Annotated in this window: 24 protein-coding genes; 19 read left to right on the top strand and 5 right to left on the bottom strand. The window is 69.7% G+C overall.

Annotation, left to right across the window (positions count from 1 at the left end):
- The first annotated feature begins 132 nt into the window (after window positions 1–132).
- The 6 genes from Apa02nite_RS25275 (at window position 133) to Apa02nite_RS25250 (ending at window position 4952) form a co-directional block, all read left to right on the top strand.
- Window positions 133–987 carry a CPBP family intramembrane glutamic endopeptidase gene (locus Apa02nite_RS25275; RefSeq protein ID WP_203827190.1) on the top strand — a complete coding sequence of 285 codons (855 nt, stop codon included), beginning with the start codon at window positions 133–135 and terminating at the stop codon, window positions 985–987.
- 206 nt (window positions 988–1193) lie between these two features.
- Window positions 1194–1712: a hypothetical protein gene (locus tag Apa02nite_RS25270; RefSeq protein ID WP_203827189.1), complete on the top strand. Its 519-nt coding sequence runs from the start codon at window positions 1194–1196 to the stop codon at window positions 1710–1712.
- Window positions 1713–1748: 36 nt separating this feature from the next.
- The gene (locus Apa02nite_RS25265; RefSeq protein ID WP_203827188.1) at window positions 1749–2237 is read left to right on the top strand and encodes a GAF domain-containing protein; all 489 of its coding nucleotides are present in this window, start codon (window positions 1749–1751) and stop codon (window positions 2235–2237) included.
- Between the two features lie 130 nt (window positions 2238–2367).
- The gene (locus Apa02nite_RS25260; RefSeq protein WP_203827187.1) at window positions 2368–3801 is read left to right on the top strand and encodes a sensor domain-containing diguanylate cyclase; all 1434 of its coding nucleotides are present in this window, start codon (window positions 2368–2370) and stop codon (window positions 3799–3801) included.
- A 55-nt stretch (window positions 3802–3856) separates the two neighbouring features.
- Window positions 3857–4081, top strand: a complete 225-nt coding sequence (locus Apa02nite_RS25255; protein ID WP_203827186.1) for a hypothetical protein — start codon at window positions 3857–3859, stop codon at window positions 4079–4081.
- A gap of 88 nt (window positions 4082–4169) precedes the next feature.
- On the top strand, window positions 4170–4952 hold the full coding sequence (locus Apa02nite_RS25250) for a hypothetical protein (RefSeq protein WP_203827185.1): 783 nt from the start codon (window positions 4170–4172) through the stop codon (window positions 4950–4952).
- On the opposite strand, the gene Apa02nite_RS25245 is transcribed toward Apa02nite_RS25250, so the two are convergent.
- Window positions 4945–5775, bottom strand: coding sequence for a hypothetical protein (locus Apa02nite_RS25245; protein ID WP_203827184.1), 831 nt, complete (start codon window positions 5773–5775; stop codon window positions 4945–4947). The genes Apa02nite_RS25250 and Apa02nite_RS25245 overlap by 8 nt on opposite strands.
- Before the next feature lie 44 nt (window positions 5776–5819).
- On the opposite strand from Apa02nite_RS25245, the gene Apa02nite_RS25240 reads away from it, so the two are divergent.
- The 10 genes from Apa02nite_RS25240 (at window position 5820) to Apa02nite_RS25195 (ending at window position 15057) form a co-directional block, all read left to right on the top strand.
- Window positions 5820–6785: a helix-turn-helix domain-containing protein gene (locus tag Apa02nite_RS25240; RefSeq protein ID WP_203827183.1), complete on the top strand. Its 966-nt coding sequence runs from the start codon at window positions 5820–5822 to the stop codon at window positions 6783–6785.
- An 83-nt stretch (window positions 6786–6868) separates the two neighbouring features.
- Entirely contained in the window at window positions 6869–7186 is a 318-nt protein-coding gene (locus Apa02nite_RS25235) for a WXG100 family type VII secretion target (protein WP_203827182.1), read from the top strand.
- Window positions 7137–7571: a putative T7SS-secreted protein gene (locus tag Apa02nite_RS52405; protein ID WP_373873046.1), complete on the top strand. Its 435-nt coding sequence runs from the start codon at window positions 7137–7139 to the stop codon at window positions 7569–7571. Before Apa02nite_RS25235 ends, Apa02nite_RS52405 begins: the two co-directional genes overlap by 50 nt.
- Before the next feature lie 241 nt (window positions 7572–7812).
- Entirely contained in the window at window positions 7813–8235 is a 423-nt protein-coding gene (locus tag Apa02nite_RS25225; RefSeq protein WP_203827180.1) for a contact-dependent growth inhibition system immunity protein, read from the top strand.
- Between the two features lie 154 nt (window positions 8236–8389).
- Window positions 8390–9547 carry a calcium-binding protein gene (locus Apa02nite_RS25220; protein ID WP_203827179.1) on the top strand — a complete coding sequence of 386 codons (1158 nt, stop codon included), beginning with the start codon at window positions 8390–8392 and terminating at the stop codon, window positions 9545–9547.
- A 612-nt stretch (window positions 9548–10159) separates the two neighbouring features.
- Complete coding sequence (locus tag Apa02nite_RS25215) at window positions 10160–10450, top strand: hypothetical protein (RefSeq protein ID WP_203827178.1); 291 nt, start codon at window positions 10160–10162, stop codon at window positions 10448–10450.
- 306 nt (window positions 10451–10756) lie between these two features.
- Window positions 10757–11113: a hypothetical protein gene (locus Apa02nite_RS25210; protein WP_157441428.1), complete on the top strand. Its 357-nt coding sequence runs from the start codon at window positions 10757–10759 to the stop codon at window positions 11111–11113.
- Window positions 11114–12257: 1144 nt separating this feature from the next.
- Window positions 12258–13589, top strand: coding sequence for a sensor histidine kinase (locus tag Apa02nite_RS25205; protein ID WP_203827177.1), 1332 nt, complete (start codon window positions 12258–12260; stop codon window positions 13587–13589).
- Window positions 13574–14242 carry a response regulator transcription factor gene (locus tag Apa02nite_RS25200; protein ID WP_203827176.1) on the top strand — a complete coding sequence of 223 codons (669 nt, stop codon included), beginning with the start codon at window positions 13574–13576 and terminating at the stop codon, window positions 14240–14242. Before Apa02nite_RS25205 ends, Apa02nite_RS25200 begins: the two co-directional genes overlap by 16 nt.
- A 143-nt stretch (window positions 14243–14385) precedes the next feature.
- Window positions 14386–15057 (top strand): helix-turn-helix transcriptional regulator, encoded by a 672-nt coding sequence (locus Apa02nite_RS25195; RefSeq protein WP_198170840.1) that lies wholly within the window; start codon window positions 14386–14388, stop codon window positions 15055–15057.
- 87 nt (window positions 15058–15144) lie between these two features.
- Here Apa02nite_RS25195 and Apa02nite_RS25190 read toward each other — a convergent pair whose 3' ends face one another.
- The 4 genes from Apa02nite_RS25190 to Apa02nite_RS25175 form a co-directional block, all read right to left on the bottom strand.
- The gene (locus tag Apa02nite_RS25190) at window positions 15145–15825 is read right to left on the bottom strand and encodes a response regulator transcription factor (protein WP_203827175.1); all 681 of its coding nucleotides are present in this window, start codon (window positions 15823–15825) and stop codon (window positions 15145–15147) included.
- 99 nt (window positions 15826–15924) lie between these two features.
- Window positions 15925–16677, bottom strand: coding sequence for a hypothetical protein (locus Apa02nite_RS25185; protein WP_203827174.1), 753 nt, complete (start codon window positions 16675–16677; stop codon window positions 15925–15927).
- Between the two features lie 27 nt (window positions 16678–16704).
- On the bottom strand, window positions 16705–17436 hold the full coding sequence (locus Apa02nite_RS25180) for a sulfotransferase family protein (protein ID WP_203827173.1): 732 nt from the start codon (window positions 17434–17436) through the stop codon (window positions 16705–16707).
- Window positions 17436–18248 carry an inositol monophosphatase family protein gene (locus Apa02nite_RS25175; RefSeq protein WP_203827172.1) on the bottom strand — a complete coding sequence of 271 codons (813 nt, stop codon included), beginning with the start codon at window positions 18246–18248 and terminating at the stop codon, window positions 17436–17438. Before Apa02nite_RS25175 ends, Apa02nite_RS25180 begins: the two co-directional genes overlap by 1 nt.
- Before the next feature lie 266 nt (window positions 18249–18514).
- Here Apa02nite_RS25175 and Apa02nite_RS25170 point away from each other — a divergent pair, with 266 nt between their 5' ends.
- The 3 genes from Apa02nite_RS25170 to Apa02nite_RS25160 are packed head-to-tail and all read left to right on the top strand — an operon-like array spanning window position 18515 to window position 21974.
- Window positions 18515–19792, top strand: a complete 1278-nt coding sequence (locus tag Apa02nite_RS25170) for an aspartate aminotransferase family protein (RefSeq protein WP_203827171.1) — start codon at window positions 18515–18517, stop codon at window positions 19790–19792.
- Entirely contained in the window at window positions 19789–20823 is a 1035-nt protein-coding gene (locus Apa02nite_RS25165; protein ID WP_203827170.1) for a Gfo/Idh/MocA family protein, read from the top strand. Before Apa02nite_RS25170 ends, Apa02nite_RS25165 begins: the two co-directional genes overlap by 4 nt.
- Window positions 20824–20855: 32 nt before the next feature.
- On the top strand, window positions 20856–21974 hold the full coding sequence (locus Apa02nite_RS25160) for a hypothetical protein (RefSeq protein WP_203827169.1): 1119 nt from the start codon (window positions 20856–20858) through the stop codon (window positions 21972–21974).
- Window positions 21975–22014: the final 40 nt, after the last annotated feature.

Genomic DNA, 22014 nt, shown 5'->3' with positions numbered 1-22014 from the left:
CGATCTGCACGAGGCATCCCCCGGCCGGGGGATGCCGATTGCTTACCTCGGGGTGACTACCGCGGCGGCGGAAATCCATAGTGTTCTCCTCGTTGAAGCGGGACGTTCCCGCAGCTCACAGAGGAGATAACGATGAGCAACGAGACCGCGCCGGCCTCGCCCGTCCGTTCCGGTCCGCCCCGCTGGTTGCGCCCGCTCGGTGCCCGCCTGGCGTTCCTGCTCGTCGTTTTTGTGGTGTTCGAGGCGCTCTTCACGCCGCTGCTGACCACCGCCGCGAAGAACCCGGTCACCGGTCTTCTCGCCGGGGTGGCGGTGATGGCGATCGTGCTGGTCGCCTATGCGAAGTTGGTCTCCTGGCTCGAGGAACGCCGTACGCCGGAGATCGACCGCACCACGATGCGACCGCAACTGATTCGCGGCACGCTGATCGGTATCGGTCTGTTCTGCGCCACGCTGGCACTGATCTTCATGTGCAACGGCTACCGGCTGCACGGCGGCTCGTTCGGGGACATGATCGCCACGTTCGGGATGATGCTCGGCGTCGCCACCATCGAGGAGCTCCTCTTCCGTGGCGTGCTGTTCCGCATCGTCGAGGAGCGTTGGGGCAGCACGATCGCGTTGGTCGTCTCCGCGCTGATCTTCGGCGGCCTGCACCTGATCAACGACCCCACCGCCTTCTGGGGAGCGCTGGCGATCGCCATCGAGGGCGGTCTGCTGGCCGGCGCCGCGTACGTCGCCACCCGGAGCCTGTGGCTGCCGATCGGTATCCACCTGGGCTGGAACTTCGCCGAGTCGGGCATCTTCGGCGCCACCGTCTCCGGTTCTGACACCACGGTCGGCGGTCTGTTCAGCGGCACGCCGCACGGCCCGGCGTTCTTCAGCGGTGGCGGCTTCGGCCCCGAGGCGAGCATCTGGGCGGTGCTGGTCGGCGGGGCCGCCGCCTACTACTTCATCCGCACCGCCCGCAAGCAGGGCACCTGGCGATAGAACACGCCTACTCGGCGAAACGCGCGCCGTCCCGCATCGTCGATGCGAGGCGGCGCGCTGGCGTCCACCGGGCGGGCAGATTTTCGGATGACCCCCCGGGCGAGCGATTACCGAAAGAGCCAAACACGATTACGGTTCTTTCTTAGGCGGCTACGTAGGCTAGCCGCCGATCGCCTCTGAGGAGCATGGTCATCGATATCACGCCTGTGCGACGCCCGCCGCTGCGGAGCACCGCAACCAGCCGGTGGCTCGCGTTCGCGGGCATCCCGGCACTCGCCCTGATCGGCTACTGGCTGCTCGGCCGTGCCGTCATCCTGCCCGGCTGGTCCACCGGTGTCGCCCGCAGTCTCGCCGTCCTGCACGCGGCGGCGATCCTGCTGTTCGTGTGGCGTGCGGCCGCGGCCCGTCCCCGCCGTACCGAAAAGGATCTTGATCTTGATCTTCCGCGGCCGGTCGACCGGCCCGCACCGCCGCCGGCCGCCGTGGTGCATGCCGTGCCGGAGGGGCGCGCGGTGCCGGTGCGAGCCGATCAGGATCGGACAGTAGAGATTTTGAGCGGGCACCGCACCGACCGCACGGCCGTCGAACCCCCTGCGCGCCGGTCGGAACCGGACGCGCCGCCGCCGAAGCTCATGTACCGAAACAACGCCGCGAAGCATCACGCCTCGCCGGCTTCACGGGGAATCCGGCGAGCGGGCCGGCCCGCCGTTCTGCCGCCTCAATAGACCGGGCGCCCGCTGTGGAAAGTCGGAAGGCAAGGCATGCGGTCCAAGACGATGGTGCTCGACGAAACGGTTCAGGAATTGGTGGGGGCGAACACCCTGCGGCGGGTGCAGCAATTGGTGCGAACGTGTGCCCGTGCGCTCGCCGATTCGCACGGCGCCACGATCGTGCTGCTCGACGGCGACCAGTGCTTTTATGCCGATGAGGACGCGATCAGCCCGTTGTGGCGGGGACAGCGGTTTCCGGTCTCGGAGTGCATAAGCGGCTGGGCGATGATGAACCGGTGCGCCGCGGTGATCCCGGACATCCGGATCGACGAACGGATTCCCCAGCTGGCCTATCGGCCCACCTTCGTGCGGAGCCTGGTGATGGTGCCCATCCGGAAATCCGCGCCACTCGGAGCGATCGGCGCGTATTGGGCGGTTCCGCACCGTGCCACCGCCGAGCAGACCGCGCTGCTGTCCGTGCTCGCCGAGGCGGCCGGCACGGCCCTGGAACGCATCCTGACCGCGGCCGCCTGGTGGTGAGGCGGGGTCAACTGGCCGGTACTCCTCAGATCGCGCCCCGGACGTCCGATCGCACTTGTCGGCAACACCCCTAGGGTTCCGCAGCGGATGCCTGATCACCTTGGGACCGGCGAGGTGACAGGAGCGTGTCATGCCTGCGAAGGCGGGAGAGCAGACGCGGGGGTTGGGCGCGCGCACCACGACGAACGTCGTTCCGCTGCTGTTCGGCATTCCCCTGCTCTTTGCCCTGATCTACGGCCTGATGGTCTGGGCGCACCGGCACGGCGCGGTTCTCGGATCGCCGCTGCTGATCGCGGCGCTGGGCACGCTCTTCGGGGCCAGCGGGGACGAGAACTGGCAGCGCCGGGTGGGCGGGGGACACGCGCACACCCGGCCGGTCCTCCGGCTGAGCTACGCGACCACCTTGATCGGAACGACGCTGCTGGTGGCCGGGTGGGGCTTCCTCCTCCCGGCCTGCGCCATGTTGATCGCCGTGGTGCACATCGGCTGGTCCGGCTCCCGCACGTGGCGTCCCGCCGCTTTGATCACCGCGATGGCGACAGTGGTCAGCGAGACGGCCGTCCAGCTGGGCCTGGCCGGATCCGTCATCCCGCCCGAGTACTCCCACGTCGCCGCCGCGCTGAGCCTGGTCATGTCGATCTTCGGCCTCAGCAACCTGGGCCTGAGCGCGGCCCGCGGCGAGCAGGCCGCGCTCGCCGTGCAACGGGCCGAGCAGCGCTATCGCGCGCTCGTCCGGAACTCCTCCGACGTGGTGGTCATCATCGACGACGGCGGCCGGCTCACCCACATCAGCGACGCCGTGCTGCAGGTGAGCGGCTGGGCCGCCGGCGATCTCCTGAACTCCGACTACCTCGACCTCTTCCACCCGGACGATCAGCACCGGGCCCGGACCGCGCTGGCCGAGGTCACGTCCGCCGGGGCGAACAGTCAGACACGGCTGGAGTTGCGCTCCCGTCACCACGACGGGACCTGGCGCTGGCATGAGGTCACCCTGCGCAACGCGTTCGACGACGCCGCGGTCCAGGGCATCGTGTCGAACCAGCGCGACGTCAGCGAGCGGCGCGCGCACCAGGATCGGCTGGCGCACGCCGCGGCCCATGACGCCCTCACCGGACTGCCCAACCGCCCGGAACTGTTGCGCTCGCTCGCTTCGGTGTCACCGAACGCGCCGGTGGCCGTGTTCTTCATCGATCTGGACGGCTTCAAAGCGGTGAACGACACCTACGGCCACGCCACCGGGGACGAGCTGCTGATCGCCGCCGCCACCCGGCTCGCGGCCGGCCTTCGCCCGTCGGACGTGCTGGCCAGGATCGGCGGCGACGAATTCGCCGCTGCGCTCACCGGCGACATCGACACGTCCGCGGTGCACGAGCGGGCCGCCCGGCTGATGGCCGACATGCGGAGACCTTTCGACCTCCAGGATCATCGGGTACGCATCGGCGCGAGCATCGGCGTCGCTCTCGGCAACGGCCCGGTCGAGGCGGAGGCGCTGCTGGCACACGCCGACACCCAGATGTACGCGGTGAAGCGCAGCAACGCCTACATCCGGGCCGGCCAGTCGTAGATCACCCGGTGGGGCTGCGCGCGTCGGCGGGGTGGGGTGATCGCCGCTGCGTAGCGTGTACGACGTGATCAAGGATGTGGTGCGCGGTGTGTTCAGCCGCTGCCTGCCCGTTCTTGTCGCGATTCTGCGGGCTGTCGCCGGATGGTGGCGCAGTCTCCCCGCTGAGCGGGTGAGTGACACCGTGACCGCCGTGGTGGTCGCGGATCGTGCGCGGATTTTGACGGCGCAGAACACCGCTTCGGTCGGTGGCGCTCGTGCGCCGCCGGTCACCGCCGCCTGAGCGCGCTTCCGTCGTACCAAAAGCTTTTTTTGACGGCCGTGAGTCGGCCGCCCCCCTTTTTTCGCATCTTCTGTTAGGAATTTCGACGGTGAACTTTGTGCCGCAGCTGCTGCTGGCCGACTCGATGACCCCGGTGATCGTCTGGATGATGTTGATGGTGGCGGCGTTCCCCGCGGCGATGCTGCTGGCGAGCCCGCAGGCCGTGCACCGGCCGGGGCAGCTGGTGATGGCGGTCGTGGATGTGCTGCGGTGTCACCTCGAGGCGCGGGAACAGGCCCGGCGCGAGGCCGCCGCGGCGGTGCGGTTCGCCGATGAGGTCAAAGCTTCATCGGTACGGGCGGACGCGGCGGTCCGGTACCGCCAGGAGCTCTGGCGCGAGTCCGGGCAGCACGCCGGGGACACCTGGCTGACCTGGCAGGCCGCGGAGCAGGACGTGGCCCGGGCCCGTGCCGCGGCGGCGTTCACCGCGCCGTGGTCCGCGCGGACCCCGACCGAGTACGCGGAGCGGGAGCGGTTCCTGCACCGGACCGTGCGCGACGCGGTGCAGCGCGGTGACCTGCCGACTGCCGCACTCGCCGCGGCGCTGGCCGGCCGGGGTGGCTGGGACCCGCGACTGCACCCGGTGGAGCAGGAACTGGTTCTGCTCCGGGCGGTCGCGGAGCATCGGCAGCGGTGTCACCAGCAGGCCACCGTCGTGGAGCGGGCCGCCTGGCACGACATCCGAACCGCCGTCACGGACCGCGACCGGATGCGTGCGGAGGCCGCCGCCGCCGTGCACCGGGCGGCCCGGCAACGGCTCCGCCCGGTCCGGGAACACTGGACGATCCCGGCGCTGCGTCTGACCTGGGGCCACCAGCTGGCCGTCAGGTGAGCAGCGTGGTGCGCAGTTCGTGTGCCCCGTCGGGGCGGCGCGCCTCGAAGTATGCCCGCCGGTCGCCGTTCGGCAGGGTCAGGATGTCGAGGTAGCGCACGTCCGCCACCGGCTCCGTGCCGACCGCGGTCAGACCCGGCCCGGCGCCGTCCGGAACGAAGCGGCCACAGCGTTCGAACCAGTTCTCCGCCCGGTTGCGCCGCCCGTCGTAATAGCCCGACCCGTCCGGCAGGACGCAGGTCAGGCGCGCGCCCCGGGCGTCCCAGTGACCTTCGCGGGCGGCGAGCACCACCCCGTGCGACGCCCAGGTCAGCCCGTCCGGCGAGGTCCAGTGCGTGGTGAACATCCGGTCGTCGGCGCCGGGCACGTCCAGCGGGTGCACGCAGATCCACGCGGACCAGCCCCGCGTCGTACGGTGAATGATCGGATCCTTGACGGTCTCCAGCGGGCCGCCGATGTTGATCTCCCGCAGCGGCCCCGGCGTGAAGTGCTCCGGCTCCACCGCCTCGAGCAGACCGATCCGCCACGGCCCGCCGCCGCGCGGAGCGAACGAGACGTAGAGCCGCCAGACCGCACCGGTGAAGACGAGCGCGGCGCGTTCGACCGCGTCGGCACCGAGCCGAGCCGCGCTGAGTTCCGCGATCGTGTGGAACGCGACGCCGTCGCGGGAGCGGGCCAGGACGAGCGTGTCACCGTCACCCCTTTTCCGGTACGCCAGGAGCACCGACCCGTCGGAGTCCAGGACCGCGGTCGGAGCGCCGGCCCAGCGCTGGACGCCGGTGGCCGGTGGGGAGGCGACGAGTGCGGAGTTCGTGAGGTTCATGCCATCACCCTGGTCGACGTGCGCGGCATGCCATAGTGGCAGGAATGCCAGGGTCCCGGAACATCCCGCCAACCGTCCGTGTGGCCGCCGTCGTCGGCCGTCGCGCCGCCGCGTTCGAGCTCGGCATCCTCGCCCAGGTGTTCGGGCTGGACCGCAGCGCCGAGGGCCTGCCCGCCTACGACTTCGCGGTCTGCGGTGAACACCCCGGCCCGGTCCCGACCACGTCCGGCTTCGACGTCCACGTGCCGTACGGGCTGGACCGCGTCGTCGCCGCCGACGTGGTGGCGATCCCGGCCTGGCCCGACGAGGACGCCGACCTGACACCGGCGCTGGCCGAGGCCCTGCGCGCGGCGCACCGCAACGGGGCGACCCTGCTGGCGATCTGCACCGGCGCGTTCGCGCTGGCCGGAGCCGGGCTGCTCAGCGGCCGCCGGGCGACCACCCACTGGCAGGCCACCGCCCTGTTGCGCAAGCGCCATCCCGACGTCGTCATCGCCGAGGACGTGCTCTACGTCGACGAGGGCGACATCATCACCAGCGCCGGCGCGGCCGCCGGGATCGACGCGAGCCTGCACCTGGTCCGCCGCCTGCACGGCACCGAAACGGCCAACGCGGTGGCCCGGCGGATGGTGGTGCCGGCCCACCGCGAGGGCGGCCAGGCGCAGTACGTCGAACGCCCGCTCCCGCCGCAGCCGGCCGGGCTCGCCGAGGTGCTCGACTGGGCGCTGCTGCACCTGGACCAGCCGCTGACCGTCGACCGGCTGGCGGCGCGGGCCAGCATGTCGGGGCGCAGTTTCGCCCGGCACTTCCGCGCCACCACCGGCACGACACCCCATCGCTGGCTGCTGGAGCAGCGGCTGCAGCGCGCGGAGTTGTTGCTGGAGAGCAGCGATCTGACGGTGGACGCGGTGGCGGCCCGGGCGGGTTTCGGCAGCGCGGACACGCTGCGGCACCACTTCGCAGGCAAGCGCGGCACGACCCCGCGAGCGCACCGGCTCGCCTTCGGCTGAGCTTCGCCTGATGTGAAATTCGGCGATCGTTCGACTGATTTCTGTCAGGCGACGGTAGCTGCCGGTCGTGCAGGATGAAACTCATGGATGGTCCTGGATTTCATGTCGACATCGAGTCGCTGGAACAGGCCAGCGGCGGCATAACGCGTAGCGTCAATGATCAGGAGAAACACCGGCTCAAAGACGTCTGCGCCGGGCCGGAGGCCTACGGAGAGGTCAGTGTCCACCGGGCGATGAAGCACTTCTGCGACCGTTGGAACGACGGACTCGACGTGCTGGTGGAGGACGCGAAAAAGGTCGGCGACATCCTCGGTCGAGCGGCGACGGCCTATCGGGCTGTCGACAACGTCAATGCGGCAAGTCTCCGGGGTGACCCGGGAACGCGGGTCACCGATGGCTGAGCTCGGTGAGACGCAGAGCGCGACGGACCTCGTTCCGGGCGCTCCTGTCACGATCCTTGCCGACGTAGGTTCGCTTCGAGTCCGTGCGGTCAGCGCTGAATCAGTGGGCAACGGCTTGATCGACATCGACACCGGCGCGTGGACAGGTAGATCCGGCGACACTTTCCGCGAGAAGTTCAGCTACGAACCCAACAAGTGGTTCGACGCGGCCAACTCGCTACGGACCGCGGCCGACGCGCTGTCAACCTACGCCGACGTGCTGGAGTGGGCGCAGAAGCAGGCCGGAGAAGCGATCCGCCTCTGGGAGGAGGCTGAAGGCCGCACCAGCCAGGCCAAGCAGGAATACGACCAGGCGGTCGCGCAGGCGGCTCCCGGTCAGGACTGATGCTTCTGAGCTCCGGAGGCGAAGGCTTCGGCGTGGCTCTCGACGCGACCGGCGCAGGTGCCGTTGTGGGGGTTCCTCTCAACGTCGTATCGGATCCGCCAACTGAAACGCTTGATCGCGGATAGTCGATTGCCTGACGAGCAGCGTTCGGCTGCGCAGGATGAGCTGGGCGAGGCCAGCCGTCTGCTGGACCATTCTGAACAGTTTCTGCCTCGCGTCTCCGAATAGAGGGGGAGGTGCCATGACCGACGCACGGGAGCAATCGCTCGAAGAGCTCGAGGGTGATGCTTGGGGCGACGCTCCGGCTGATGCGACCAGGCTCATCACCACGGTCCACCAGTTGCGACGCAAACCGATCGGCAAGCTGGATGTCGAGGATCTGAGGATCATGCTCGGCCAGCAAGTGGGCGTGCCGGTGTTGGTGCCCGAGGCCCTCGCGGTGCTGGAGCATGATCCACTCGCCGAGGGTGACTACTACCCGGGAGACCTGCTGTCCGCCGTCGTACGCCGGACTCCTGCGGAATATTGGGCCACCCATCCGGAGGAGTTGACCCGACTGCATGCCGTGGTGGCCGGGATCGATCTGGCTGAGCTTGACGACGGCAAGCTCGTGGCCGACCTTGCCGCCTTCCGCTCGGCGGGCTTCGATGCGGCGCAGTCCTGATCGCAGGGTGTTGTCGAGACCACGTCGGTGCGTGGTCACCCCGCACTCCCGGAATCCTTGATGGACTGCCTGTCGCGGTCACCGGCGGACGGGGTCGCTCATAGATCCTTTGCCATCTAGACTGCGGCGCAATCGCCAACCGGGAGCTCTCTCGATGCCATACCAGTTCGGCCCGCTGCGGGCCGGCCTCGTCGTTCTGACCGTCATCGCCGCCGGATCGGTCGCCAGCCCAGCCGCCGCGGCAAGCTGGGGCTACGCGACAGCGGGCGCCACGAAGGTCTCCTTCGCCGCCGACTACAAGGCCCAGAACAAGGTCGTCATCACCCGGTCCGGGCGCACCGTGACCATCGACGACCGGGTCGCCATCCGGCCCGGCAAGGGATGCAAGCAGGTCAAGGGCGACAAGACCAGGGTCCGCTGCACGACCACGAAGACGCCCACCGTGATCTTCGTCAAGACGTACGACCGCAACGACTCGGTCGTCAACAAGAGCGACCTGAGGATGAACGCCACGGGTGGCTCCGGCAGCGACAAGCTCGTCGGCGGCCCCAAGAGCGACGTTCTCAACGGCGACGACGTGTGCGACACGTCGCCCGGCAACGACAAGATCTACGGCGGCGCCGGCAACGACGTGATCGATGCCGGCGAGGGCTCCGACTACGTCTCCGCCGGTGACGGCAACGACCAGTTGTACGGCGACGGCGACTGCATCGACACTCCCGACCGTTCGGGCAACGACACCCTCCTCGGCGGCAACGGCAACGACACCCTCCTCAGCGGCGACGGCAACGACCGCTTGTACGGCGGCAACGGCAACGACTTTCTCTACGGCTCCAACGGGGCGGACCGTGTCGAGGGCGGCGCCGGCAACGACGTCTTCTTCGGCGACGCCGGCGCGGACATCCTCCTCGGCGGTTCGGGGCGGGACTCCGTCAACTACTCGGGTTACACCAAGGCGGTCAGCGTGGACCTGGACGGCGCGTCCAGGGACGACGGGGCTGCCGGTGAGCACGACACCGTCGGTTCCGACATCGAGATCCTCATGGGCGGCGCCGGCAACGACCGCCTGGTCGGCAACGCGGCCGCCAACGAGATCGACGGTTTCGGCGGCGGCGACGTCATTCTCGGCGGATCCGGCAACGACCTGCTCGACGGCGGGGACGGCGACAACAAGATCTACGGCGAGGCCGGCAACGACATCCTGCACACCGGCTACGGCGTCAACACCCTCTACGGTGGCGCCGACGACGACACCTGCATCAGGAAGCCCGCCGACACCCTGATCTCCTGCGAGATCCTGCAGCCCTGGTGATCCGACCGACCGATCAGCGCTGACGGTCATGGATCTCCGGCGCGAGGAAAACCGTTCCGGCGCAGGGCGACGACGTGGGCGTCAGGCCGATTAGGACATTGATTGTACGTACGGGTGGGCAGCCCGACGCTCGACATCCCACTGTGGACCCGAGGGCGTTCCCGGTGGAGCGCTTGCTCCGCGTATCGGCTCCGCGGCCTCGCGGCCTCGTGGCGTACACGTGGCCGGATCGCGGCGCCCATCGGGAGTCGTGTCGGCGCGACAGTCGTCGATGGCCTGAAGGCGCCCGGACATAGGTGGCCGTAGAGGTCGCGGGGCTGCCACGGCCCCCCCGGCGGGGTGATGGCCCGGCTGGCCGGGACGTTCGCGGCAGGCGCCGCACCTGCTCGCCAGGTGTGAGAAATCGCGTGTTGGCCGGGGCCTCAGGGTGCTCCCGCTGGCCGCGGGCGTGTCTTCCAGGGGAGGTGGAATGTGAGCATGCCGTTGCGGTCTTCACGTCCCACTGGCGGGTCAACTTTCTCCCGAATGTCCTCAAATGTGGCGTTTCTGCAGGTTGTTGGCCCAGAATCGTGTTCGGCGGTGCTTCCAAGCCGCCACTTTGAAAGGAATCTCATGCGTCGTTCTGTCCTTTACACCGCCGGCCTGATGATCGCCGGAGGCGCGAGCCTCCTCTTCGCCGGGCCCGCCGCCGCGGCGCCCAGCACGACGGCCTCGTTCTGCTGCAGCTACCCGTCCTACTCGTCCTCCAACTACCAGTACCTGGGCCAGAGCAACTACACCAACCAGACGACGCTGAACAACGTCGGAAACCCGCAGCTCGGTCTGATCAACTTCAACGGTGGCGGCAGCGCCGGATCGAGCAACTACACCTCCCAGTTCGGTGGCATCAGCAACGGCTGGTAGTCGGAACGCGACCGGTCAGGCATCACCTGGCCGGTCGCGGTTCGGGCACGAACTCGTGCAAGTGCCGTCGCCGGACCGGTTCGAGTGTCCAGACACGACGGAGATGTTCGGTGCGCGTGACCCGCTCCGGATATCTATCAAGCCGTCGCGGTCGCGGTCACGCTGGTGCGAGCCACCGGCCGGCCGAGTGCGGGGCAACTTCTGAGAGCTTCATCCCGAATGTGTTTTAAAGACATAGATGTAATGGTCTGGTATCAGGGCTCACCCACCGCTGCTTTCGCATCGCGGGGTTTGGAAGGAAAAGTCATGCGTCGTACGGTTCTCTACCCGGCTGGCCTGATGATCGCCGCAGGCGCGAGCCTGGCACTCGCGGGCCCCGCGAGCGCCGCGCCCAGCGCTTCGGCGAGGAACTGCTGCAGCTACTCGCATCAGGGCCCGAGCAACCAGGGCCGGTCGTTCGCCCCGTACCGGCAGAGTCAGCAGTTCGCACCTCGGGGCGGCGGCTTGAACCTTCAGAACCTGGTGCAGATCTCCGTGACCAACCAGATCGTGCTGAACAACGTCGGCAACACCCAGATCGGCGCGGGTAACTACAACGGTGGCGGCAGCGTCAACCTGAGCAGCTTCACCTCCCAGTTCGGCGGGATCTTCGGCGGCCGGTAGCGATGGTCGCGGTCGGCAGCGCCGGGCATCTCTGAACCACCCGGCGCCGGCTGCCGCTTCGGAGAAGTAGTGGGGGGGGTCGAGTCCCTCGGGAACGCCAGACCAGAGGCGGTCCTGAACTGCGGAAACGTAGTTCAGGACCGCCTTGTCGTCCGCGCCGGGAGCGGTCGGCCCGCGACCTCGGTCCATGCACGTCCCGACGAAGCCGTCTGGGCGCCGGCGTTGTCGTCCCCCCCGTGATGCGGGAAGCCACCGCGCGCGGCGTGGGGCAGCAGTAGTCGCCGTCGGTACCGACGTCGAGCAGGTCCTTCGGGTTGCTGCCCCTCCGGCTCGGGAGCATTTGTGCCATCCGGTTCGGAAGTATGTGCATGTCGGCATTAGGGATTACTTATGCAGCTGTTTTTCTGTACCGCTGCCCGTGAGCCGGGTCGGTAGCGATAACTAGCGGTTTGCCGAAGTGTCGTAATGCGCAAGTGGGCCGGCTTCCCGGCGGCTTTTCCGTCGACTTCGCGGGCGCTGAGTCGCGGGCGACGAGGCGGGCCGGGGATGCCGTCCTTGGCGCGGATTGGGCCGGTTTCCGATGCGGGGGCGGGTGTTGAACCGGCCGGCTTCGGTACCGCGCCGGCGTGATACCGGCCGATGGGGTGGCCTGGGGCTCGACGCGGTGGTCTAGGCGGTGAGACGCGATGCCATGGGGTGGGAGCAGGGCGGATGTCGGCGGCTGCCGACCCGTGGATCCGAATAGGACAGAATTACCTTCTAAACTGATAGGTTATACAGTCAATGGGGGGAATGAACTGTCCGGTTCGCGTGCTTGAGTGAGCGCGACGACCGTAAGTCAGCAATGACCAGTTTTGCGAAAACTCCTATGCAATTAGCAGACCTGATTAATCGGAAGTGCTATATATTGCTGTCGATCGCGTAGGCCGATCCGGACGGACTGATCGTCTTCGGAAGTCGCGTCGCGACCACCGAGTGAACGCTTGTCGGTTCCATCGCCGTCCAGCGGTCAGCTCCCATCGGCCACCGACTACGGGGGGAACGATTGGTGTGGCTTCCGATGCACGGCAGAGTCAGCCGGCTCTACGCGCGTCAAGCACTGCGGCGCTTTGCTGTGGCACTGCTGATCTGTGTGATGTTGGGTGTGAGCCTGGTCGCCGCGGTGCGGGTGATCCAGTCCGGTGATCCGGAGATCACGCTCTTCGCCGCCACAGCTCTGGTTCTCGTCGGTTCCTACGGCACGGCCGGGATGATCCTGATCGGGTCGGCCGCCAACCTCCTGGCCGGCACGCTGTTCCTCGCCGTCGCCATGATCTGGCTGGCGCGGAGCATCGGGCCGCTGCACGGCGTGACGGGCACCGGCATCGCCGCCGCCGCGCATCCGCTGATCTGGACGCTTCTGGTGGTCATCCTGGTCACCCAGCCGCACCGCCGTACGCGTACCCGATCGGACCGCCTCCTGCTGACGGTCGCGCTCGGCGGCCTGCCGGTGCTGATCGTCGACGGCCAACTCGCGCCATCCAGCCCGATCGACCCGTGCCTGGCCTGCCTCCCCTCGCCGGGCTGGGACGCCGAGCCGTACCTTCCGCTTGCCGCACGGCTGGTGGTCTCGGTGGTGGCGGTCTGGCTCGCCGTCCAGCTGATCCGGCGGTGGCAGCGCACCCAGCGGATCGTCGCCCTGCCGGGTGTGCTCCTCTGTCTCCAGGTGAGTGCCGCCGCGTTGGTGCCGGTGCTGACCGTTCCGACGCAGGCGGCCTGGCTGGTGGGCAACGCGGCCGGTGTGATCCTGCAGATCCTGATCCCACCGCTGGCCCTGCTCGCCAACGCGCGGGGCTGGCAGGCCGATGCCGAACTCTGGGAACGCCGGTACGAGCAGGAGGCGCAGAACGGCCGCAGCCGGGCGCGCAGCGAGATCGAACGGGACCTGCACGACGGTGCGCAGCTGCGGTTGATCAACGCGACACTGCTGGTACAGATGGCGCGCAAGGCCGCGCGGGGCACCGCCGAGGCCGACTTCCACCTGGACACGGCGGCCACGGAGCTGGCCATGGCGCTGACCGAGTTGCGGTTGCTGAGCCGGGGACTGCGGCCGCCCGCACTGAGCCGGCGTGAACTGCACGAGGCGCTGGCCGTGCTGACCGCCAACACGCCGGTGACGGTGCGGATCGAGGGGCGGCCCCGCCTGGTTCCGCGTGCGGTGGCGGAGGTCGCCTATTTCATCGTGGCGGAGGCGTTGACCAACGCGGTTCGGCACGGCGGCGCCTCGACGGTGGTGATCCGGATGCGCAAGGAACAGCACTGCCTGCACCTGGAGGTGTGCGACGACGGCTCCGGCTCGCCCCGGATCCTCACCGGCGAGGGCGGCCTGCACCATCTCAGCCGCCGCGCCGAGGCGCTCGGTGGCCGGATCGAACTGGAGAGCCGGCCCGGGATCGGTACGACGTTGCGGACGGTGATCCCGTGCGGATCGTCATAGCGGACGATGCGGTGCTGATCCGGGAGGGCTTGTCAGCTCTCCTGCGGCAGGCCGCGATGACCGTGCTCGCCTCGGTTAACGACGCCCGCGAGCTGCTGGACGCGGTGGCCGCACACCGGCCGGACGCGGTGATCGTCGACATCCGGATGCCACCGACCTACACCACCGAGGGTCTGGTCGCCGCTGAGCGGATCCGGCGGGACTACCCGGGGATCGCGGTGCTGGTCCTCTCCATGCACATCGAGACGGAGTACGCGCTGGCGATCGTCAACTCGGGTGGGGGCGGCGTCGGATACCTGCTCAAGGAGCGCATCCTCGACGTCGAGCAGGTGGTCGCCGCGTTGCGCGAGGTGGCGAACGGCGGAGCGGTCATCGATCCGGCTCTGGTCGAGGAGCTGATGGCGCTGCGCCGGAGGGGTGGCCGGATCGACCGCCTGACCGTTCGGGAACAGGAGGTGCTGGCACTGATGGCACAGGGGCTGACCAACCGGGCGATCGCCGACCGCCTGCACCTGAGCAGCAAGACCATCGAGTCGTACGTGACGAGCATCCTGGAGCGGCTGCAGATCGACGCCACGGAGGGCGTGCACCGGCGGGTGCGGGCGGTGCTGATGTACCTGCGGTCCAACAGCTCCGTCGACCGAAGCGAGTAACGCGGGCGGCGGTGAAAAACCGGCGTCATGAGGCAGGGATTCCCCGGTACCCGCGAAGGCTGCCGATCGCTACGTTTCCATCACTGTCCGCTTGGTGCGGGCCGGTGTACGTGCGACACGACGGCAAACACGGGGGAGAGATCATGCTGGACGGGGCTATGGAACCGGAGCCGAAGGTCATCGAGGCCGAGGGTGCGGGCTGGCGCCTGGCGACACGGCTGATCAGATCCGCGCGGGACGAGGTCCTCGCGCTGATCCCGGCCAACTGCGCTCTGTTGTCCGGCCCGGAGCCGGGCCGGATCCGGCAGCCCAGGGCCGGATGGCTCGGCTCCGCCCGGGTGCGCGCGGTGGTGGCCGGAGAGACACTGCTGGACCGGGGTGCCCGGCTGCAGGCCCTCCTGGGGGTCCGGGCCGACGTGCGGAGCGGCAAGCACTCGCCGACCCTTATGGTTGTGCTGGACCGCAACCTGGCGATCGTGTCACGGGGCGGGGACATGTCACCGCTGGCCATCCGCTCGCCCACCGCGGTGCAGACGCTGGTGACGATCTTCCACCACCACTGGTCCGAGGCTCGGGCGGATCAGCGCGACCTGCACGGCAGGCTCAACTCGCTGCAGCGTGACGTGCTGCGGCGGCTGGCCGGCGGGGCCACCGACGACGTGGTCGCGCGGGCGCTGGCGGTGTCCACCCGTACCGTGCAGCGGCAAGTCACGCAGATCATGCAGATGGTCGGGGCCCGCAGCCGGCTCGAGCTCGGCATCCAGCTGGCCGTGCACGGCCTCTACGAGCAACCTGCGGTACCGCAGACGGTCTGAGAGAACCACGAAGGTGGCGGCACCGCTCGGGCGCCGCCACCTTCGTGGTTTCCGCACTCGTCCACCCGCGGAACGGGTGCCGGTGCCCTATGCGCACTCCACCAGGCCGGAGCGGATGGCGGTGACCACCGCCGAGGTCCGGTTGGTGCAGCCGAGCTTGAGCAGCACTCCAGCGACCAGCCGCTTCGCCCCGTGGTCGGAGATCTTGAGGCGCCGGGCGATCTGTTTGTTGCTCAGCCCCTCCACCAGCAGCAACAGCGTCTCGTGCTCACGCGGCGTCAGCGTGATGCGCGCCATCGACGATGGTGTACGCCGGATGCCGGCCCGGGCCAGCAGCTGTTGTGCCAGGACCGCGGGCATCGGTACCTCACCGGTCATGATGGCCCGTAGCGCGTTCTCCAGCGTGCGACCGGACAGATCCTGTTGGAGCAGGAAGCCGTCCACCACCACCCCGTCGGCCAGCACCGCCTCGGCGGCACGGGCGTCGTGGATCAGCATGACGATCTTGCTGCCCGGGGCGATCAGAGCGGCGGTTGCGATGCCTGCGACGCCGTCGGCCGCGTTGACGACGAGCACGTCCGGCCGCTCGTCGACGGCCTCGGTCAGCAGCTCCGGCATCGAGCGGTAGGCACGGACGGAAGTGGTCAGGGCGAGACCCCGGAGCGCCACGCTGAGGCCGTCCCGCAGGATGTCGTTGATCATTACCAGTGCGATGCGGAGGCTTGCCGACTCGCGGTGCGGACGGTGTTCGACGATCGTCGCGGTCATGACCGCGCTCCTCTCACTCGGAGTCACACGAATCATCGAATCCGACGACGGTACGCCCCATCCAGGACCGTGTCTCGTTCCGGACACGCTCCCCGGGGCTCATCGGGCGTGACAGGTCTCCAGCAGGCTGCCGAGCACCTTGCCGAACTCCGGTGAGGCCAGATAGTTGCGAGCGCCACGCAGTCGCGGGTCGCAGTCGAGCGACACCTTCCCGGTGATGCCCGCCGGACCGCTCCTGGCCGCCAGAACCAGGGTGTCCTGCACGTCGGTGACGTCCACCCAGGTGGCCGGGCCGGACGTGGGCCACTCCCCGGCCGGGGGGTGCGGGGAGCCCAGGGTGATCAGCGCCGGAGCGGCGGCACCGGTGCCGGCCAGGGCCAGCGCCGCAGCTACCCCGCCCAGACAGTGGCCGATCACGATCTCGGTGTCCGGGGTGAGCGCCGCGCGTACGTCGTCGACCGCCGGATGCGCGGCCACGGAGCCGGTGGCGAAGGCGCGGACCTGTCGCAGGGTGCCGGTCAGTTCCTCGGCCGTCAGGCCGCAGAAGTATCGGGACCAGGCCAGCCGCGCGGCCAGCGCATCCTCGTCGGCGGGCTGCGTACCGGGCTCGGTGTCGAAGATGGCGGCCTGCCAGCAACGCCGCAGCAGCGCGAGCTCGGCGGCCGGATCGCTGTCGCCGAGGACCGGTACGCGGTCCGGCGCGTCGAGGTTGACCAGGGTGGCGTCCGGTGCCACGGCCGGGTAGCCGGCCAGCACCAGACCGTCCTGGATGGAGCTGATCCACTCCCGGCGGACCGAGTCGTCGCTACGCTGCGGTCCGCCGGTGCCGTGCACGATGAGCAGCCGGGGCATCCGTTTTCTCCTCTCGGTGGAGCGGGTTCAGGCGAACGCGGGCAGCCGGTAGCCGTACCGCTCGACCCGCTCGGCGAGGTCGGCGAGGTCGTCGTCGGCGCCCGGACCCTGCCGCCAGGCCCGCAGGTACCGGGTGTTCGTGTCCTGGTCCAGGTCACCGACGTCGAAGGCGGGCGGAATGCCGGCGAAGGCGGCGATGGTCTCCAGCGTCCGGTCCGGTTCCGTCATCAGGTCCTCGTAGCGGACGGTCAGCAACGCGTCCAGGTGTGCGGCGTCGGCCCGGGCCAGGTCGTGGGCGTGCAGCCAGTGCTCGACGAGTTGCCGCACGGTCAGCGCCGGCGTCCACTTCCGGGTGCTCATCGCCACCCCCAGCGGATGCCGGGTGACCAGCACGAACCGGGAACCGGGGAACAGCCGCTGAAAGAAGCGGAAGCGCAACAGGTTGGGCGGCGACTTCTCCAGCAGCACCGGGCGGCTGGGGTCCAGGTAGCGGCCCCACTGCTCGCGCAGCAGCCGGGCGGTGGCGGGGGTGGCCAGCTCGTGGTGCTCGGTCATGTGCGCCCCGGGTGCGTACGCGAACCGCCCCGGACCACCGTGCTGCTCGTCGTAGGGGCAGACGGTCTGCAGGTACTGGCCCTCGTCCATCGGCGCGCCGGTCTGCCGGAACCCGGCCACCCGCGGATTCGTGCCGACCAGTGCGGCCAGCAGGGTGGTGCCGCTGCGGTGCATACCGCCCATGAACAGAAAACGCCTGTGCATCACACGGTCTCCTCGAAATGGTCACGGTGCAGGGCCCCGCCGACCGAGCGGCCGAGAGCCTCGTACGCCGGGGCCCACGCGACGAAGCTGCCCCGTCGCAGGGTGGGCAGTGGGTCGGGGTGGCTCAGGTAACCGCCGCCGGTTGCGGTGACCAGTGCCCGGCCGGCGGCGGTGTCCCAGTCGTAGACGTCCGCGTTGGCAGCCAGGTCGGCGCGACCGGCCGCGACGTACGCCAGTGCCAGCGCCGACGAACCGAGCCGTCGCACGTCAGCGGCGGCGGTCAGCAGCGCGGCCAGCAGGTCGGTCTCGGCGGCGGCCGGCGGCCCACCGGCGTTCGGGATGTCGCACAGCACCAGCGGTGGTGCCGGCGGCTCGGACGTCCGCGTGGGCAGCGGTGTGCCGTTCAGCCACGCGCGGCCGTCCGCCGCGGTGAACAACTCCTCGTGTATCGGGTCGTAGACACAGCCACCCACGGTCCGGCCCGCGATCCGCAGGCCGATCGACACGCAGAAGAACGGGATGCCCCGGACGAAGTTGTACGTGCCGTCGATCGGGTCGACGAGCCACACCGGATCGCCCGCCCCGATCGTGGCGCCGCCCTCCTCGCCCACCACCGACGAGTGCGGAGCAGCGCCGCGTAACGCAGCCCGGATCGACTCCTCCGCGGCGAGGTCGACCGTGGTCACCACGTCGTGGGCCGCCTGCTTCGTAGACGTCCCGATCGGGCCGCGGAACCGGTGGCGGATCAGGCGGCCGGCGTCCACAGCGGACTGCGCCGCCACGTCGATGAGGTGCTGCACGGTGCTGGTCACGGCGCCACGCTAACCGCGTCATCACCGCGTCACGCTGCCCGGACGTGCCAGCCGTCCGGGCATACCCATTCGTCGTGGCCGATCGAGGCTCCCGGTGCGGCCGCCGGATCCCGAGCATTGGCGGAAGCGGTCGGCGGTCGACGGGACCGGGGGATCGGCCGCACTCGAGAGGCGGAACGATGGCAGAAAGTTCAGGCGACGGCCGACGGTTCGGGCGTACTCCCGACCGGCCGCGTGGTGCTCAGCACTGGGCCGCTGAGCAGGAAGTGATCGGACCCGGACTGCAGGCCGTCATGCTCTGGTCGCAACTGTGCGTCGAGTCCGCCTCCGGCGCGGTCCTGGTCGATGTGGACGGCAACGAGATCATCGACTTCCAGGGTGCCGGCGGGGTCAATTCCATCGGACACGCCAACCCCCGCCTGATTGCCGCGCTCACCGCGGAGCTGGCCACCGCGCCGGCCGGGGCGTTCGGCTCGGCCGGTCGCCGGGCGATGGCTGAGGCACTGCGCGAGTTCCTGCCGCCGCCGCTGGACCGGATTCAGCTCTACAGCGGTGGCACCGAGGCGGTGGAAGCGGCGCTGCGGCTGGCCAAATCGGTCACCGGCAAACATGAGTTCCTGTCGTTCTGGGGTGGCTTCCACGGCAAGACACTGGGCAGCCTGGCGCTCACCGCGGGGGCGCGGGCCGGTCTCGGGCCGCTGCCCTCGGGCTACTTCAGCGCCCCCTACGCCAACTGCTACCACTGCCCGCTCAAAATGACGTTCCCGAGCTGCGGCTACGCCTGTGTGGAGACGGTGCGGGACACCATCAAGGAGAACTCCACCGGTGCGCTGGCGGCTCTCGTCGTCGAACCGGTGCAGGGCCGGTCCGGGAACGTGGTGCCGCCGCCGGGCTACCTGAACGCGCTGGCCTCGGTCGCCGCCGAGTTCGACGCGCTGCTGATCGTCGACGAGATGATGACCGGTTTCGGTCGTACCGGTGAGCCGTTTGCCTTCATGCGCGACGAGGTGGTGCCGGACATCGTCACGGTCGGCAAGGGGATGGGCGCCGGATACCCGGTCACCGGGGTGATCTCCACTGCGGAGTTGATGGCCGCCGCCCCGTTCTCCGACCCGAGCGCGAGCTCGTCCAGCTTCGGCGCGTTCCCGCTGGCCTGCCGGGCTGTCGCCACCACCACCGAGGTCCTTGTCGACGAGGACCTGCCCAGTCGGGTGGGCAAGCTCGGCACCGAGATGCTGGCCGCCCTCGAACCGCTTGTCGACGAGTCTCCGCTGGTCGGTGACGTCCGGGGCGCCGGGTTTGCGATCGGCATCGAGTTGGTCGCCGACAAGCACTCCCGCCGGCCGCTGGACAAGGGCACCTTCCGGGAGACCTTCCTGACGCTGCTCGACGCCGGGGTGCTGGTGATGACGGGGGGCACCACGCTGCGTCTCTACCCGCCACTGAACGTGGACGCGGAGCTGGCCGAGCAGGCCGTCGAGATCATCCGCGGCGTGCTGGTCGACGGCGTGGCACCGCAGCACCTCGAGGAGGAATCGGCATGAGGATCGCCATCATCGGGTTCGGCACCGCGGGGGAGGGCCGGCTGCACGCCTACCGTACGGTCGCCGCCGGCCGGGTCGTCGCGGTGCTCGACCCGTCGCCGGAGCGGCGGGCCCGGGCTCTGCGGCTCGACCCCGGCGTGGTCACCTACGCGACGCTGGCCGAGCTGCTCGCCGCCCAGCCGGTGGATGCGGTCGACATCTGCGCCCCGCCGAACCGCCATGTCGAGCTGGAACGGGAAGCACTCACCGCTGGGCTGCACGTGATCTGCGAGAAGCCGGTCGCGGTGCGTACCGACGAGGCCCTCGACCTGATCAACCTGGCCCGGGAACGTGGCCGGCTGCTCTATCCCGCGCACAACTACGGGTTCTCGCCGATGATGCGGGTGCTCACCGGCGCGGTCACCGGCGGGCGGCTCGGCGGCCCGTTGCGGGCCCGGTTCCAGATCGCCCGCGACTCGCATGCCCGCGGGGTCCCCGGGTGGCAACCGGACTGGCGACGGGACGTCGCGGTGGCACAGGGCGGGATCATGCTCGACCACGGGACGCACTGCGCGTACATGGCCACCCAGCTCTTCGGCGAGGCACCGCGTACGGTCTCCTGCCTCGCGCAGTGGGCGGACGGTGACGCGGCAAGCGGGATGGACCTGGCCGCCCGCCTGAACCTGGATTTCAACGGTGGTGGGACCTGTGAGATCGATCTGAGCTGGGTCAGCGGCACCCGTTCCAACCGTTACCTGGTCAGCGGTCCAGGGGGTACCGCTGACGTGCACGACGGGGTGGCCGAGGTGCGTACGGCGCACGGGGTGGAGCGGACCGACCTGGCCCCGCCGAGCCGGGATCAGACCCACCAGGAGTGGTTCGGCGGCATGTTCGCCGACTTCGCCGGTCTGGTCGCCGCGGGCACCGGCTGGGACCGGCCGATGCGGGAGGTCGTCACCACAACGGCGCTGATCGAGGCGGCCTACCGGTCGGCGGGCCGTGGTGGGGAGCCGGTCGTCCCGGCCGGCTTCTCGGCCGCGCAAGCGCGGTGACGGCCGCGGAGATCCGGCTGAGCGTGGCAATCATGCACCATCCGCGCCGGCGGGAGCGCATCCCGCCACTGGTGCTCGACTGTGCCCCGCTGGACGCCCGGGTGGTGACCGATCCGGACCCGGACGGGGTGCCGAGCCCGTTGCGTACCGCCAAGGTGGCCTGGCGCTCCATCGCCGAGGGCGCCACCCACCACCTGGTGCTCCAGGACGACATCCGGCTGATCCGGGGCTTCGCCACCCAGGTGCACCGGGCGATCGGGGCCCGCCCGGAACACGGCATCTCGCTCTACTCGCACTGGGACAGCCCGCAGAACTCGTACCTGGTCCGTCGCGCGGTGACCGCCGGCTGGCCGTTCGCGCCGTTGTCGCTGTTCGAATGGACCCCCACCCAAGGGTTCGTCATGCCGGTGAAGCTGGCCCGGGACCTGGCCGACTACCTGGCCGGCATCCCGGACGAGGTCAAGGACGACGACGAGATGGTGGTGACGTTCTGCCGGGAGGCCGGCATCCCGGTCGTCGGAACCGTGCCGCACCTGGTCGACCACCGGTTCGATCCGACGATCGTCGGGCATCCGGGACGGTTCCACGCCACGGTGTTCCTGCCCGCCCCGGCGTTGTCCCCGGAGTACTGGCAGTTCAGTGTGAGCGCTGAGGAGGCCCTGGCGCGCCGGTGCCGCTCCGGCGAAAAGCTGCCGTACACCGTGCAGTTGCATCGCAGCCGGTGCCTGCTGCGACCGTTGCGGCCGGGCACCGGAGAACCTGTCGAGCACGGGTTCGGCTGGTACTGGGCCGATCACTGCGGCCTGGTCGGGGTGACCGCGAGCCACGTGGTGGACGGGTTCGACGCTCTGATCGAGGTCACCGGGCTGGCACCGGGCCTGCACTGGCGGCTCGCCCTGGAGGTGTGGGCGGCCGGCTACCTGCTCGGCGCGGACGCGGTGCTGGTCCGCCGGGGGGAGGCCGACGGGGTCTGGCCGCCGGCGGCCGTCGGGGCGGGGCTCGCCCAGGCCGCGATGACCAGCTGGATCGCCTCCGGTCTGGCGGAGCCGGACGCCGCCGGGCTGACCGCCGAACACCGGACGGCTCTGGTGGGCATCGGCCTGGCCGGGGTGTCGCAGGGCTGGCTCGGCGGCTGGCAGGAGACATCGTGACCTCCTGGCATACCTGTTCGGGTACCCCAAGCGCCCGCTC

Source organism: Actinoplanes palleronii (genome assembly GCF_016862315.1).
Taxonomy (GTDB): Bacteria; Actinomycetota; Actinomycetes; order Mycobacteriales; family Micromonosporaceae; genus Actinoplanes; species Actinoplanes palleronii.
Note: the sequence above shows the minus strand (reverse complement) of the source record. Positions and strands in the feature narration are given on the sequence as shown.